This window comes from Duganella vulcania (genome assembly GCF_009857655.1).
GTDB lineage: Bacteria > Pseudomonadota > Gammaproteobacteria > Burkholderiales > Burkholderiaceae_D > Rugamonas > Rugamonas vulcania.
In genome coordinates this window covers 25,185-39,626 of the sequence record NZ_WWCX01000058.1, presented here as the reverse complement: position 1 = coordinate 39,626, position 14,442 = coordinate 25,185, and the positions used below count along the sequence as shown (strand labels likewise).

11 protein-coding genes and 1 pseudogene are annotated in these 14,442 nt (G+C 64.7%); 3 read left to right on the top strand and 9 right to left on the bottom strand.

Features of this window, described 5'->3' with window-relative positions; translation table 11 throughout:
• Both GTP90_RS24230 and GTP90_RS24225 read right to left on the bottom strand, forming a co-directional pair.
• A pseudogene (locus GTP90_RS24230) lies at positions 1 to 428 on the bottom strand (hypothetical protein); the annotation flags it as partial.
• Between the two features lie 103 nt (positions 429 to 531).
• Positions 532 to 2,097 carry a tryptophan halogenase family protein gene (locus GTP90_RS24225; protein WP_161085942.1) on the bottom strand — a complete coding sequence of 522 codons (1,566 nt, stop codon included), beginning with the start codon at positions 2,095 to 2,097 and terminating at the stop codon, positions 532 to 534.
• Between the two features lie 245 nt (positions 2,098 to 2,342).
• Here GTP90_RS24225 and GTP90_RS24220 point away from each other — a divergent pair, with 245 nt between their 5' ends.
• On the top strand, positions 2,343 to 4,772 hold the full coding sequence (locus GTP90_RS24220) for a TonB-dependent receptor (protein ID WP_161085941.1): 2,430 nt from the start codon (positions 2,343 to 2,345) through the stop codon (positions 4,770 to 4,772).
• 85 nt (positions 4,773 to 4,857) lie between these two features.
• Here GTP90_RS24220 and GTP90_RS24215 read toward each other — a convergent pair whose 3' ends face one another.
• A complete protein-coding gene (locus GTP90_RS24215) occupies positions 4,858 to 5,781 on the bottom strand; it encodes a LysR family transcriptional regulator (RefSeq protein WP_161085940.1) in 924 nt (307 codons plus the stop codon).
• A 121-nt stretch (positions 5,782 to 5,902) separates the two neighbouring features.
• Here GTP90_RS24215 and GTP90_RS24210 point away from each other — a divergent pair, with 121 nt between their 5' ends.
• Positions 5,903 to 6,655: an SDR family NAD(P)-dependent oxidoreductase gene (locus GTP90_RS24210; RefSeq protein WP_161085939.1), complete on the top strand. Its 753-nt coding sequence runs from the start codon at positions 5,903 to 5,905 to the stop codon at positions 6,653 to 6,655.
• Between the two features lie 52 nt (positions 6,656 to 6,707).
• On the opposite strand, the gene GTP90_RS24205 is transcribed toward GTP90_RS24210, so the two are convergent.
• Both GTP90_RS24205 and GTP90_RS24200 read right to left on the bottom strand, forming a co-directional pair.
• The gene (locus GTP90_RS24205) at positions 6,708 to 8,072 is read right to left on the bottom strand and encodes an MFS transporter (RefSeq protein ID WP_217432031.1); all 1,365 of its coding nucleotides are present in this window, start codon (positions 8,070 to 8,072) and stop codon (positions 6,708 to 6,710) included.
• A gap of 104 nt (positions 8,073 to 8,176) precedes the next feature.
• Entirely contained in the window at positions 8,177 to 9,517 is a 1,341-nt protein-coding gene (locus GTP90_RS24200; protein WP_161085938.1) for a GH1 family beta-glucosidase, read from the bottom strand.
• Positions 9,518 to 9,741: 224 nt separating this feature from the next.
• On the opposite strand from GTP90_RS24200, the gene trmB reads away from it, so the two are divergent.
• The gene (trmB, locus tag GTP90_RS24195; RefSeq protein WP_161085943.1) at positions 9,742 to 10,422 is read left to right on the top strand and encodes a tRNA (guanosine(46)-N7)-methyltransferase TrmB; all 681 of its coding nucleotides are present in this window, start codon (positions 9,742 to 9,744) and stop codon (positions 10,420 to 10,422) included.
• On the opposite strand, the gene GTP90_RS24190 is transcribed toward trmB, so the two are convergent.
• From GTP90_RS24190 to GTP90_RS24175, 4 genes are read right to left on the bottom strand one after another with little or no spacing between them, the layout of a single operon-like run.
• Positions 10,423 to 11,151, bottom strand: coding sequence for a transporter substrate-binding domain-containing protein (locus GTP90_RS24190; RefSeq protein WP_161085937.1), 729 nt, complete (start codon positions 11,149 to 11,151; stop codon positions 10,423 to 10,425). It lies immediately after the preceding gene.
• Positions 11,151 to 11,660, bottom strand: coding sequence for a hypothetical protein (locus tag GTP90_RS24185; protein ID WP_161085936.1), 510 nt, complete (start codon positions 11,658 to 11,660; stop codon positions 11,151 to 11,153). Before GTP90_RS24185 ends, GTP90_RS24190 begins: the two co-directional genes overlap by 1 nt.
• A 39-nt stretch (positions 11,661 to 11,699) precedes the next feature.
• A complete protein-coding gene (locus GTP90_RS24180) occupies positions 11,700 to 13,481 on the bottom strand; it encodes an amidohydrolase (RefSeq protein ID WP_161085935.1) in 1,782 nt (593 codons plus the stop codon).
• Positions 13,482 to 13,494: 13 nt separating this feature from the next.
• The gene (locus tag GTP90_RS24175; RefSeq protein WP_161085934.1) at positions 13,495 to 14,391 is read right to left on the bottom strand and encodes a DMT family transporter; all 897 of its coding nucleotides are present in this window, start codon (positions 14,389 to 14,391) and stop codon (positions 13,495 to 13,497) included.
• Positions 14,392 to 14,442: the final 51 nt, after the last annotated feature.

The following is a 14,442-nucleotide window of genomic DNA, read 5'->3' as shown; positions in this document are numbered from 1 at the left end:
GCCGCGCCCGAGTCGATGGCGCCGCTGAGCACAGCGCGCGTGCCGCCGCCCAGCACGGCCACGGTGACCAGCGTGGCCACCGCCCAGGCCAGCAGGCCGTGCGCGGTGTCGCGGAAGTGCACCTCGTCGCCGTGGATGCCGGCCCACTTGACGCGCAGGCGTCCCGCCAGGTAGCCGCCGGTGCCGGCGGCCGCCAGCTGCATGAAGGCGAGCCACGCGATGGCGGCGTTTCCCAGCGGCGCGGCGTTGTACTGGTAGGGCGATACCGAGGACAGGCCGAGGCCCACGCCCAGTATCAGCAGGATGAAGGACAGCGCGGCCGCCGCGGCGGCGCCGGCGAACACGGCGCCCCACGAGACACCGGCGACGTAACCATCCCCGAGTTCGTGGCCGGCCATGGTGGCGGCATGTAGTGGTTGTGTATGCATGATGTCTCCTGTAGGTGGTATGGCGGAGACCATCATGCTGTGCAACGCGGCGCGCGTATGTTAGCGCCCGTACGCTGGGCGCGTTTTGATCGGAAAATCGCGCTCAGGCGGTCTTGCGCTCGCCGCGCTGGAGGAAGTGCTCGACCAGCGCGCGGTGCGTGGGCAGGTCGGCCACCGCCCGGTGCGACATCTGCTCGATCATCTGGAACTCCCGGCGCGCCTCCTCGAAGCGCGGCAGCGTGCGGGCGTTGGCGTATTGCGCGGTCGGGTATTCCATCCCGTACAGCACGTACTGCCAGCTCGATGGCGGGTACATCTCCAGGTCCACCACGAAGTCCATGCGGTGCGGCGCGCGCTTGCGCCACATCGACAATTTGTCGCGCAGCGATTCCGGGATGCTGGCCGGGTCGGTGTTGTCGGTCCAGAAGGCGTTGTCGCGGCGCTGCGTGAGGCAGTAGTGCAGCTTGACGAAATCGACGATGCGCTCGTAGCGCGCCTTCATCATCTCGTTGTACACCCTGGCCACGGGCGCCAGGTCGCCGTCGTGCGGGAACAGGTAGCCGACCAGGTAGGCCGCCGTCTCGATCAGGCCGATGCCGGACGATTCCAGCGGCTCCAGGAAGCCGCCCGACAAGCCCACCGCCACGCAGTTCTTGACCCAGTGCTGCTCGCGGTAGCCGACGTTGAGCTTGAGCTGGCGCGGATTGAGGCCGTCGCTGGCCGGGCCGATGTACTGGCGCAGCACTTCTTCGGCACGGGCGTCGTCGGTGTGGCGGCTGGAGTAGACGTAGCCGATGCCGCGCCGCTGCTGCAGGCCGATGTCCCAGGTCCATCCCGCCTCGTGCGCGGTGGCGATGGTGTAGGAGGGGATGGGTGCGTCGGGCGTGGCGTACGGCACCTGCATCGCCAGCGCGCGGTCGACGAACAGCGTGTCCTTGATGTTGCGGAAGGGCGTGCCCAGCGCCTCGCCGATCAGCGCGGCGCGGAAGCCGGTGCAGTCGATGTACAGGTCGGCCGTCAGCGCGCCCGCCTCCTTGGTGTGGACCGCGCCGATCGCGCCTTGTTCGTCCAGCGCCACCCGTTCCACCGTGGCCAGCACGTGGCGCACGCCCAGCGATTGCGCGTGGGTGCTGAGCAGGACGGCGAACTTGCCGGCGTCGAAATGGTAGGCGTAGTTCAGCGGTCCCATGAAGTCGGCGTCGTTGAAGCGCTTGGGCCCGTGCGCCGCGTCGGCCACGCGCTTTTGCATGGTGGCGGCGGCCGCGAAGCCCGCGCCCGGCGCGGCCGCGCCCTGCAGCCAGTAGGGCAGCAGCTCGGGGCCGCCGGGCCGCTGGCTGGGCAGGCTGAAGGGATGGAAGTAGTGGTCGTTGCCCGGCGCGCCCGGTGCGCGCACCCAGTCGGTGAACTTGATGCCCTGCTTGAAGGTGGCATTGCACTCGCGGATGAAGCGCGCCTCGTCGATGCCGATCGCCGCCAGCGTGCCGCGGATCGACGGGAAGGTGCCTTCGCCCACGCCGATGATGCCGATCTCCTTCGACTCCACCAGCGTGATGCGCACGCTGTCCGGGTCGGCGCCGGCGCCCAGCGTGCGGGCCAGGAAGGCCGCGGTCAGCCAGCCGGCGGTGCCGCCGCCGACGATCAGGACATGTTTGATTGCAGTGGTTTTCATCGGTGCTCCGGTCTCCGTCGGTGGCGTGCGCGCTCCGGCGGCCGCGCTGCCGCATGCCGAAGAAACAACGCCGCTACAATTTTTAAATTGACATCTGGGATTTGAATTATGTACCATGAAATCGATTTCACAAATAAGGAAATCGATTTCAAGAGATTTGAAAACGTTTTCATACAACGGAATCAATCCACGATGAAAATGTGGCGCGCCTCTTTCCGGCGATCGCTACGTAAAAGGAGACCTAAATGAACGTCCACGTACCGCAGTCCGGGAAGCGCTTGCCGTCCCCGATCCAATTGGCCATCTTCGCCTTGATCGCCGGCTCCAGCGCCGGCGCCTATGCCGCCGCCGCCGACGCGCCAGCCGCCGAGCAGTCGGCCGCCGCCGACAAGACTTCCTCGACCATCACCGAGGTGTATGTCACCGCGACCAAGCGTTCCACCTCGCTGCAGAAAACGCCGGTGGCCGTCACCGCGCTGAACGCCGCGGTGCTGGACGATAACCATGTCCAGACGCTGCAGGACGTGGTCAACCTGGTGCCCAGCTTTGCCGCCACCGGCCAGGGCGACCATGGCGTGATCACCATGACCCTGCGCGGCATCGGCAACGACAGCGCCAAGACCGAATACGCCGATCCCGAGGTGGCCAGCTTCGTCGACGGCATCTACTCGCCGCGTCCGGAAGGCGCGACCGCGCTGCTGTTCGACCTGGAGGCGATCGAAGTGCTGCGCGGCCCGCAAGGCACGCTGTGGGGCCGCAACTCGAGCGTCGGCGCGGTCAACATGCAGACCGTGAAGCCGGAAATCGGCAGCAGCGCCGGTAACTTCGAAGCCGGCTACGGCAACTACGCCCGCCTGGGTGCACGCGGCGCGGTCAACATCCCGATCAACGACACCATGGCGATGCGCGTGGCGGTGGTGCACGAGCAGCACAACGGCTACGTCAGCTACCAGACCCCGCCCAACCTGTCGCTGGCGGCGCAGCACGCGGCGGCCGATCCGGTCATCGCCGCCTGGAACGCCAAGAACCCGGGCAACCCGATCGCCTTCCAGCCGATCAACACCAACCTGTACGTCAACAACGCGCAGAAGTACAGCGCCCAGGACCAGAGCGCGGCACGCCTGAGCTTCCTGTGGCAGCCGACGCCGGGCCTGAAGTGGAACGTCGCGTACGAGCACTATATGGACCGCGGCACGCCGAGCATGAACCTGATGCAGAACCCGCGCGCGGGCCAGGACTTCTGGTCGGCGCTGATCGACACCGCGCCGAGCGTGAACCGCGATTCGCACTCGGTGCGCAGCCGCGTCGACTACCAGATCAACCCGGACATCAGCCTGGCCTACATCGCCGGCTACTCGCGCTTCAACGGTTCCTCGACCTTCGACCAGGATGGCGGCGCCACGCTGCCGACCAGCTTCACCAGCGGCGGCAACTACCAGGCCAACAACACCGTCTGGTCCAAGTACAAGAACTACAGCCATGAGGTGGAGATCCAGTCGACCGGCAAGCGCGATGTGGACTGGCTGCTTGGCCTGTACTACGCCAACGAGGACAACGGCATCCGCTTCGACATCCCGATCATGAACGGCACCCAGCAGGGCACCGTGAGCTGGCAGGGTTCGTTCATCCAGCCGAAGGAGACCGTGGACTCGAAGGCAGTCTTCGGCCAGGCCACCTGGAACGCCAGCGACGCGCTGCACCTGACCGGCGGCCTGCGCTACACCTCGGACGAGCGCAAGAACATCGGCGGCACCAACAACGGCTGGAGCGATAACACCGCGCCGCAGATTCCGGTGAGCCCTTCGATGAATCCCCTGGGCGGCGGCACCGGCTTCTCGACCTACCAGCGCAACGACGGCGTGTTCAACGACCACAAGCTGACCGGCCTGGTGCGCGTGAGCTACGAGATCGACAAGAACAACATGGTTTACGCCAGCGTGTCGACCGGCTACAAGTCGGGCGGCCTGCAGGACGGCGGCGTGCCATACGGCTCCGAGACGCTGACCAACTACGAGATCGGTTCGAAGAGCACCTTCCTCGGCGGTACGGTACGGATGAACAATTCGGCCTACTACGAGAAGTTCAAGGGCTTCCAGTTCAGCGCACCGGTCACCAACCCGGACGGCACCCGCGGCCTGGCCACCAGCAACGCGGAAGGCGCGAAGGTATGGGGCCTGGAGACGGAGATCGCGGCCAAGATCACGCGTGATGACCGCGTGCAGTTCACGGCGGCGTACACCAACGCCACGCTCAAGCACCTGATCGGCGGCAGCAACGACTACGTGCTGCCGGCGTGCTCGGTGCCTGGCATCAGCACCTGCCTCGACGTGACCGGCAACACCATGCCGCACTCGCCGAAGTTCAGCGCGCAGATGATGTACCAGCACAGCTTCGCGCTGGCCAACGGCACGCTGGTCCCGCGCATCAGCGCGCACTACGAGACGGCCAGCTGGCTGAGCGTGTTCAATCTGGGTGAGCCGGACAAGCAGAAGGCCTACACCCGCACCGACCTTGGCCTGCGTTTCGACGCCGATTCGAAGTGGTACTTCGACGCCTACATCCGCAACGCGGAAGACGCGAAGATCAAGACCAGCGCGATGAACGCCAACGGTCCATGGCAAGCGCAGTACCTGCCGCCGCGCACCTTCGGCATCAACGTCGGCAAGTCGTTCTAAGCAAAGAGTTTTTCATGTAGTCCCAGTGTTGTAGTGCTCTTCTGCCCCTCGTCCTGCAAAGGCCGAGGGGTTTTTTTATGGTTCTTCACGGCCCTGTTGCAATGAGCCATTCGGGCTGCGACAGGCGATCGATAAAGAAGCGTGCGAGTACTTCCACTTTGGCTGGCCGGCTCTTCAACGTCGGAGTGACGAAATACAATCCTCCCTTAGCCATCACCCAGTCTGCCAGAATGACTTCCAAATGCCCGCTCCGTATATATTCCGCGGCGATAAACTCAGGCAGTTCCGACACCGCCAGTCCCGCGAGAATGGTAGGGATCATGGCGTCCGAATTCGTTACCCGCAGGCGTCCTTCCGGCACAATGGTTTCTTCCTTGCCCTTCTTATTCGTCAAACGCCATACGTCATTGCGCGCGCGGTAGGCATAGCCAAGGCAATGCTGAGGATTCAAGTCTTTTGGATGCTTGGGCCGGCCGTGCTGCTCAAGGTAACTGGGCGCCGCAACAATGACTCTGGAAACAGGGCACAATCTTCTCGCCACCAGGGAGGAATCTGGCAGCACGGCAATGCGCAGCGCCGCATCGAAGCCTTCCCCCACCAAGTCGACCGTCGCATCGGATAAGTGCAAATCAATCGATACGTCGGGATAAGCGGATAAAAACTCCGGCAAAAGCGGCGCCACCCATTTCAGTCCAAACGACATCGGCACCGCGAGCCGGATCAGGCCACGCGGCTGCACGGACAGTTCCCTCGCCACGCCTTCCACTTCTTCCGCATCCCGGTAGATGCGCGTGGCGCTTTCCGCGATCGTGCGACCAAATTCCGTCAAGGCCAGCTGGCGCGATGTCCGGTTGAAAAGGCGGGCGCCCAAGCGCTCCTCGAGACGGCCAACCGCCCGCGACACGGTAGCGACAGACACATCCATTGCTCTGGCGGCAGCAGCAAATGACCGCTCCTCCACCACTTTGGCAAACATGGCCAAGCCTTCAAAATCAGGAATTTTCGACATCGACAATTATGCAACGATCGTTTTCAATTCTTGCTATTTTAAAACAATATCGAACCCGATAAGCTTCCTCCTGCCAACCGAGCAAAACAATTGTTCAAACAACCCAGCAAGGAGAACTACCATGTCGCAAAAACTCAACGGAAAAATCGCCCTCGTCACCGGCGGCACGTCTGGCATTGGCCTGGCAACGGCCAAGCGCTTTGCCAGCGAAGGCGCGCATGTCTTCATCACAGGCCGGCGCGAGAAGGAACTGGAGGCGGCAGTTGCTGCAGTGGGCAATGCCACCGGCGTCCGTATCGATTCATCCAATCTGTCGGAACTGGACACGCTTTTCAAGCGCATTGAGGAAAGCAAAGGACGTATCGATGTCCTGTTCGCGAATGCCGGCGGCGGCTCCATGCTGCCCTTGGGCGCGATCACCGAGGACCAGTTTGACGACACCTTCGGCCGCAATGTCAAAGGCGTGCTCTTTACCGTGCAAAAAGCCTTGCCTCTTCTATCCAACGGCGCCTCGGTCATCTTGACCGGATCGTCTGCGGCGCACACCGGCACGGCGGCATTCAGCGTCTATGCCGCGTCCAAGGCTGCTGTGCGAGCCCTGACCCGCAACTGGATTCTGGACGTAAAGGATCGCAATATCCGTTTCAACACGATCAGCCCTGGGCCGGTAAAAACGCCTGGCCTGGTTGAATTGGCAGGTCCGGACGCTGCGCAACAACAGGGCCTGCTGGACTATCTGGCGGCCCAGGTCCCGATGGGGCGCGTGGCGGATCCCGATGAAATCGCGAAAGCCGCAGTCTTCCTTGCCTCCGACGACGCCAGCTATGTCAACGGCATTGACTTCGCGGTTGACGGTGGCCTGGCCCAGGTCTGATGTTTGCCCACATAACCAGCACGAGCGCTGACTGTGCCCGATCATCCACTCCCTAGTCCTTGTTGTGGAACGGCGCGTACCAGGTGACGATGAACGACGGGATGGTCGCGGCCATCACCAGCCAGAAGTAGTGCACATAGCCCAGCGCCTGTTGCAGGTGGCCGCTGACGACGCCCGTCACCATCATGCACAAACCCATCAGTCCCGTGCCGAACGCGTAGTGCGTGGTGGTGTATTTTCCCGGCGCCAGCTGCTGCATCAGGTAGATCATGAAGCCCACCGAACCGAAACCGAAGAAGAACTTCTCGATCGCCACGCCGGCGCTGATCACCAGCAGGTCGTGCGGCTGGTAGATGCTCATCAACAGGAAGGTGACGTTGGGGATGTTGACCGCGCAGCACAGCAGGAACAAGGTCGCCGGCAGCCCGCGCCGCGCGACGAAGATCCCGCCCAGCAGGGAGCCAAGCAGCACCGCGATCAGGCCGTAGGTGCCGTAGATCAGGCCCAGCATCTCGTTCGACAATCCCAGCCCGCCCTGCGCCACCGGATCGACCATGAAGAAGGGGCCGATCTTTTCCAGCAGCCCGATACTGAGCCGGAACAGGAACGCGAACAGCACCATCAACCACACGTCGCGCTTCTGGAAGAAGGTGACAAAGGAATCCTTGAGGATGAAGGCCGCATCGGCCACCGAGGCCGGCGCGTTCTCCGCCTTGGCGCCATCGGGCATCACGCGCATGTGCCACAGCGCGGCGACGATGGTGATGGCGGCGACGATGAAGAAGATGATGCGCCACGAGTCGATCCATTCCGGCCCGAACACGCCGGCCTGGTGATGGAAGTAGTGCGTGTGCAGCCAGCCGCTCAGGTACACCATGCCGCCCGAGGCGACGATGGGACCGATGTTCCAGCTCAGGCTCTGGATGCCGCAGAACAGCGACTGCGTCTTGGCGTCCAGCGAGGTGACATACACGCCGTCGGAGGCGATGTCCTGCGTGGCGCCGACCAGCGACAGCACGCCGAACATGAACACCATCACCACCATGTAGTCCGGCAGCGACATCGCCAGCGCCACGCCGGCGAAACCGAGGCCGATGATCAGCTGCGCGCACAGCACGAAGAACTTCTTGGTGCGGTACATTTCAACGAAGGGCGCGAACAGCGGCTTGATGGTGTAGGCCAGGATCAGGTAGCTGGCGTATTGCGCGGCCTGGCCGTTGTCCATGCCCAGGTTCTTGAACATGATGGAGGTGACGCTGGTGAGCATCATGTAGGTCAGCGCCATGGCGAAATAGCCGCTGGGGACCCACAGCATCGGCGTGCCGCGCGCGAACATGGCGCGCAGCAGCGATGGCGGTTGGCTGGCGGCGGCGGATGCCGGCGCCTCTTGTGGCACGGCGGATGGTGCGGTTTGCATGGTGTCGTCCTCGTTGTTCTCGTCGGAGTGTAAAGCATCAGGCTCTGTGGCCTGTAGAAAGGAAAACGCCGGCATCTGCGCCGGCGGGATTAAAACGTTTGCTGTCAGGCCGCGTGCGCGGTGCGTTGCGGCCTTTGCTTGAGCAGGTATTCGCGATACCAGTGCGCGCTGTGCTTCAAGGTGCGCTTCTGCGTCGCGTAGTCCACGTGGACGATGCCGAAGCGCTTGGCGTAGCCGGAGTTCCATTCGAAGTTATCGAGCAGGCTCCAAAGGAAGTAGCCCTGGATGTCCACGCCCTTCAGGCGCGCGTCGTTGAGCGCCTTCAGGTGGCGCTGCACGAAATCGATGCGCGCCTCGTCCGGGATCTCGCCGTCGACGATCACGTCGGGATTGGCCATGCCGTTCTCGGTGATGTAGATCGGCGGCAGCTCGTATTCCGCCTTCAGTTTCAGCAGCAGCTCGGTCAGGCCGTCGGGGAAGATCTCCCAGCCCATGTCGGTGGTGCCCAGCTTCGCTTCCGGCTGGCGCGGCGGGGTCTCGGCCGAGCAGTAGGCGCGGAAGTAGTAGTTCACGCCGAGGAAGTCGATCTTGTGCTGGATATCCTTGAAGTCGTTTTCATGGATCACCGGCGCATTGTCGCCGTGGCCCTGCAGCGCCAGTTCCGGGTACTTGCCCTTGAAGATGGGGTCCATGAACCACTGCACCGAGCGGGCGTATTCGAATTCGGCCATCGCCTTGTCGGCCGCGCTGTCGGTGGCCGGGTCGGCGGTCCACTGGTTGAGCACGATGCCCAGCTTGGCCGGGCTGCCCACCGCGCGCATCGCCTGCATCGCCAGCCCGTGCGACAGCAGCAGGTGGTGCGAAACCTGGATCGATTGCTTCAGGTCCGCCACGCCCGGCGCGAACTGCGCGTTGCCGTAGCCCAGGTTGGCCGTGCACCACGGCTCGTTGTGCGTTGCAATCGTTTTCAAGCGCGAGCCAAAACGGCGCGCCACTTCGGCGGCGTAGTCGGCGAAGCGGTAGGCGGTGTCGCGATTGAGCCAGCCGCCTTCGTCCTGCAGGCCTTGCGGCAGGTCCCAGTGGTAGAGGGTGGCGTGGGCGTCTATGCCCTTGGCTTCGAGCTCGGACAGCAGCCGGTCGTAGAAGGCGAAACCGGCTTCGTTCCAGGCGCCTTTGCCGGTGGGCTGCACGCGCGACCAGGCCATCGAGAAGCGGTAGGCGTCCACGCCCAGGCCGGCCATGATGGCCACGTCTTCCGGGTAGCGGTGGTAGTGGTCGCAGGCGACGTCGCCGTTGCTGCCGTCGATGACTTTGCCCGGCGTGTGGCTGAAGGTGTCCCAGATCGACGGGCCTTTGCCGTCGTCGGCCGCGCCGCCTTCAATCTGGAAGGCGCTGGTGGCGACGCCCCAGGTAAACGAGGGCGGAAATTGCGTGAAATCGGTCATGTGAGGTCGTTTTGAGGTTTAACGGGTGTGGAATAGGGGCATTTTGACGTTTGAAAACGATTTCACGCCGCTTCCCTTGATTAGACCTCAACTCAAACGGAGTGTCAATCATTAGCTGAAGCGGAGGGGCGGTTAGGGGGGACTGATATAATGCTGCCTCATTGTTCACCGACTCACTTCATCCCATGTCTTCCGATACCCCTAAAGACGGCCCAGCGCGGCCGATGCTCTACGACCCGACCGAACACCGCATCCGCAGCTTCGTCACGCGTGCCGGCCGCCTGTCGACCGCGCAGGCGCGCGCGCTGGAGGAACTGAGCCCGAAGTACATGATCGAATACGCCAAGGCGCCGCTCGATTATGAGCAGGCCTTCGGCCGCAAGGCGCCGGTGGTGCTGGAGATCGGCTTCGGCATGGGCGGCACCACCGCGCACATCGCCGGCGTGATGCCGGAGAAGGACTTCATCGGCGTGGAAGTGCACACGCCCGGCGTGGGCAGCCTGCTCAAGCTGATCGAGGAACAGGGCCTGACCAACCTGAAGGCGATCCAGCACGACGCGGTCGAAGTGCTGAACCAGATGATCCCGGACGGCTCGCTGCACGGCGTGCATATCTACTTCCCGGACCCGTGGCACAAGGCGCGCCACAACAAGCGCCGCCTGATCCAGCCGCCGTTCGTCAAGCTGCTGGTGCGGAAGCTGGCCGTGGGCGGCTACCTGCATTGCGCCACCGACTGGGAAGACTACGCGGTGCAGATGCTGGAAGTGCTGGGCGCGGAAGAGGGCCTGCAGAACACCGCCGACGGCTACGCGCCGCAGCCGGCCTATCGTCCGCTGACCAAGTTTGAGAACCGCGGCCTGAAGCTGGGCCACGGCGTGTGGGACCTGGTCTTCACCAAAAAATAGTTATTTGCGCAGCCGGACGATGGCCGCGTTCAAGCGCTTGAACGTCTCGTCCGGCACCGACCTGCCGCACCACAGGCGGCGCTCGTAGCCTTTGTACAGGTCGGAGAAGTAGATCCGCTTGTAGTGCGAGGCCGGATAGCCCGAGGCCTTGACCGCTTCCTCCAATTCCTCTTCCGTGATGAAGAAGTAATCGATGCTGTGCCGGCGCAGCATGTCCAGCAGCTGCTGGGTGTCGGCCGCGCTGGGGATGGCCGGCGTCTTGTAGCGCAGCAGGCCGCGGTCGATCGCCACGCCGTAGGACACGCCCTTGTTCACCACCACGCGCAGATGCTGGTCGGTCAGCGTATCTTTCAACGGCTCCTCGTCGTGCATGGCGGGATTGCCGCTCCAGGTCAGCGCGAACGGGCGCTTGTCCTCATACACCACTTCCGAGAATTTCCCGATGCGTTCGCGCTCCGGCGTCTGCAACCAGCCCAGCATGCAGGCGGGTTCCTGCGCGGCGTCCTGCATCAGCACCAGCTGCTGCTTGGCGGGCGTCTGGCGCACGACGAAGGGAATGCCGGCCGCCTTGAGCGCGGCAATGGCGGGGTTGGCGGCGTGGCCGGTCAGTACGCCGCGCGTGTCGGCGTATTGCAGCGGCGGGCTTTGCGCGTAGTGAAGCACCAGCGGCGGCACCGGCTGCGCCGACACGGCGCCCGCCGCCAGCAGGGACAATGCGAACGCCTTCATCACTTCTCCAGCTGCTCCATGTCCAGCACCACCACGTAGGCCAGGCGACCGTTCTGCCACACGCCGCCGCCGCGCACCTGCGCGTCGCAGGTCGTGGTGCGGCCTTCGATCTCCTCGTGCTTCAGCAGCGCGCGGAAGGCCACCGATGCCTTGGGCGACAGGTAGCCCGTCATGCGGCCGTCGAGGAAGACCGCGACGGCGGCGCTTTCATATGGATTGACGTCGTCCGGCACCAGCGTCGCCAGGTAGGGCGCGGCCGCGTTGCTGTCGCCATGCGCGCCGGCCAGCGCCTTGAGCGTGGCCTGGTAGCGCGATTCGTTCACCACCTCGACCAGGAAGCGTCCGTCGTCGGACCAGTGCAGCGCGGGCGCGCCCTCGGGCAGCTTGGGCTCGTAGGGCGTGGCGGGACGCGCCGGCAGCGGCATCGGCTTGGCCGGATTGGTCTTGATGATCGCGTAGACCACCAGGCCGGTGACGGCGATGATCAGCAGGGAGATGGCGAGTTCCATGGCGGGCTTGTTTATGCCTTTTATCTAAAGGCCGACATCTTAACGCATGCCCTTGGCCTGATACACAATTTTGCCGCCCACCACAGTCTGCAGCACCTTGATGTTGGCGATGTCCTCGGCCGGAATGGTGAAGAAGTTCCGGTCCAATACGATCATGTCGGCCAGCTTGCCCGGCTCCAGCGATCCGGTCAGGTCTTCCTGGCGCAGCGTGTAGGCGGCGTTGAGCGTGATGGCGCGCAGCACGGCGGCGCGCGGCATGCCGGGCTGCGTGCCCAGCGTGCCGGCGTATTCCTTGCCGGCGTTGGGCGCGGCGGTGCGGGTCACGCCGACTTTCAGCGCGAACCATTCGTCGAGCGGATCGACCGGCCAGTCGCTGCCGAAGGCGATGCGCGCGCCGGCGTTGAGCAGCGGCGCCTGCGGCTCGACGAGGGCGTAACGTTGTGGGCCCATGTAATCCTTCAGCGCGCCCACGGTGTCCGGCGCCGGCTTCGCCCACTGGAAGGACAGCACCGGCGTCACGTCCAGTTTGGCGAAGCGCGGGTAGTCAGCCGGGGCGACGATTTCGTCGTGCGCCAGCGCGGGGCGCACTTCCTTGCCGGCCGGCGTGGAGCGCAGGTATTCGATGGCGTCCAGCGATTCGCGCACGGCGCGATCGCCATCGACGTGGATGTGCGGATCGATGTGGGCATTGGCCAGTTCGGACAGCGTGGCCTTCAGCGCTTCGGACGAGAAGTAGCTGGCCGGGCCGGTGCTGGGCCCGGGCTGCCAGTCCGGCTTGTCCGCCGTGCCCTTGTTGACCAGGTAGGGCTCCAGCATGGCGCCCGTGAAGGCCGGCGCCGAGATCACGCCGTCCATGAACAGCTTCGCGTGGCGCACCTGCATCGACGGCGCGACGCGGGTGGGCCCCTGGTCGAACTGCTTCTGCTGCTTGAGCAGCTCGGCCACCGCGCTTTGCGGCGTGGCGCCTTTATCCAGGTCGATCAGCACCGCGAAGTGCGCGCGCGCCGTCAGCTTGCCTTGCTTGTGCAGGTCGGCGAAGGCGGTCATGGTTTCGGGATCGGTGTAGGCGTCGAGGAAGCTGGTGATGCCTTGCTTGCGCATCGCCGCCAGCGCCGCCCTGGACGCGGCCAGGTTCTCGGCCACGGTCAGCGGCGGCAGCAGGTTCATTGCCATGTCCTGCGCGGCGTCTTCCAGCAGGCCGGTGGCGTCGCCCTTGGCGTCGCGGGTGATCTTGCCGCCGGCGGGATCGGGCGTGTCGCGCTGGATGCCGGCCAGTTGCACGGCCTTGGAGTTCAGCAGCGCCGAATGGCCGAAGGAGGAGCGCACGATGACGGGGCGCTCGGTCTTCAGCGCGTCGAGCGTGGCGGCGGTGGTTTCCACGCCGTCCGGCAGCATCCCTTGCTGGAACCAGTTCACCACCACCAGCCAGCGGCTGGCGCCGGACTTTTTGTCCTTGTCCAGGCAGGCCTGGATGCGCGACTGGAACTGCGCCACCGTCAGCGCCTCGTAATCGAGGCTGCAGTTGAGCAGGCGGCTGCCGCCCGACTGCGGATGCATATGGCCGTCGATCAGGCCGGGCATCAGCATGCGGCCGTGCAGGTCGATGACCTTGGTTTTCCTGCCGGTCAGCGGCTTGGCGCCGGCGTTGTCGCCCACGTAGACGATGCGGCCGGCGCGCACTGCCAGCGCCTGCCGCACGCTGTCCTTCGCGTCGACGGTGTAGATGTAGCCGTTGCGGTAGACGGTGTCCGCCGGGGCCTCGGCGGCGATTGCCGCCGGTCCTGCCAATGCCAGCGTGAGTGCGGCGACGTATCGGTTCATGCGGTTCCCTGTGTTATGCGGCTCCCATCACCTTGGCGCGCGGGGCCAGCGGCAGGAACGCCAGCAGGTTCCCCGCCAGGACCAGCGCCAGCCCGGCCAGCGCCGTCGGCGTCCAGTGGTAGCCTTCGTAGATCGTTGAAATGGTCAGTGCCACGATGGGGAATAATACCGTGGAATAGGCCGCGCGGTCCGGTCCGATGCGGCCGACCAGCAACAGGTAGGCGGTGAAGCCGATCACCGAGCCGGGGATCGCCAGGTACAGCAGCGCGCCGACGTAGCGCGTGTTTGGCTCCAGCGCGAACGGCATGCCCAGCGCCAGCGCCGCCACGCCCAGCGTGGTGGAGCCGATCAGCATGGCCCAGGTGTTGGTCAGCCACGGCGTCAGGCCCAGCGACTGCATGCGGCTCGACAGCAGGTTCCCGCAGGAGAAGCACAGCGTGCCGCCCAAGGTCAGCGCGAGGCCCATCATCACCTTGCTGTCGTTCCAGTGGCCGGCCATCTGCGGCGCGAACAGCAGCACGATGCCGGTCAGGCCGAGCAGGGCGCCCATCATCACCTGGCGGCGTATCGGCCGGCCGAGGAAGATGCGGCCGTTGATGGCGTTCCAGATCGGCGCGGTGGAGAACACCACCGCTTCCAGCCCGCTGGTGATCCATTGGCTGGCGTAGTAGAAGCACAGGAAGTTCAGGCAGAACAGCGCCAGGCCCTGTGCGAACAGGTAGCGCCACGCCTGGCGCGGCGGCCACCACGGCTTGCGGGTGACGAGCAAAAATCCCATCAGCACGGCGGCGGCCAGCCAGAAGCGGTAGGCGATCGACACCGGCGCCGGCACCAAGCCGAGCTGGAAGGTGATGGCGATCCAGGTGGTACCCCAGATCAGGACAGTGAGCAGGTAGAGGAAGATATTCATGCCGTCAGCATGCCGCGCGCGTGGCGCGGGCGCTTGTCTGGAATTGCGCAA

Excerpts from the sequence above, each read along its gene's own strand:
- GTP90_RS24210 (WP_161085939.1), top strand. The coding sequence starts at position 5,903 with ATGTCGCAAAAACTCAACGGAAAAATCGCCCTCGTCACCGGCGGCACG.
- GTP90_RS24220 (WP_161085941.1), top strand. The coding sequence starts at position 2,343 with ATGAACGTCCACGTACCGCAGTCCGGGAAGCGCTTGCCGTCCCCGATC.
- GTP90_RS24205 (WP_217432031.1), bottom strand. The coding sequence starts at position 8,072 with ATGCAAACCGCACCATCCGCCGTGCCACAAGAGGCGCCGGCATCCGCC.
- GTP90_RS24180 (WP_161085935.1), bottom strand. The coding sequence starts at position 13,481 with ATGAACCGATACGTCGCCGCACTCACGCTGGCATTGGCAGGACCGGCG.
- GTP90_RS24175 (WP_161085934.1), bottom strand. The coding sequence starts at position 14,391 with ATGAATATCTTCCTCTACCTGCTCACTGTCCTGATCTGGGGTACCACC.
- GTP90_RS24225 (WP_161085942.1), bottom strand. The coding sequence starts at position 2,097 with ATGAAAACCACTGCAATCAAACATGTCCTGATCGTCGGCGGCGGCACC.
- trmB (WP_161085943.1), top strand. The coding sequence starts at position 9,742 with ATGCTCTACGACCCGACCGAACACCGCATCCGCAGCTTCGTCACGCGT.
- GTP90_RS24215 (WP_161085940.1), bottom strand. The coding sequence starts at position 5,781 with ATGTCGAAAATTCCTGATTTTGAAGGCTTGGCCATGTTTGCCAAAGTG.
- GTP90_RS24200 (WP_161085938.1), bottom strand. The coding sequence starts at position 9,517 with ATGACCGATTTCACGCAATTTCCGCCCTCGTTTACCTGGGGCGTCGCC.
- GTP90_RS24185 (WP_161085936.1), bottom strand. The coding sequence starts at position 11,660 with ATGGAACTCGCCATCTCCCTGCTGATCATCGCCGTCACCGGCCTGGTG.
- GTP90_RS24190 (WP_161085937.1), bottom strand. The coding sequence starts at position 11,151 with ATGAAGGCGTTCGCATTGTCCCTGCTGGCGGCGGGCGCCGTGTCGGCG.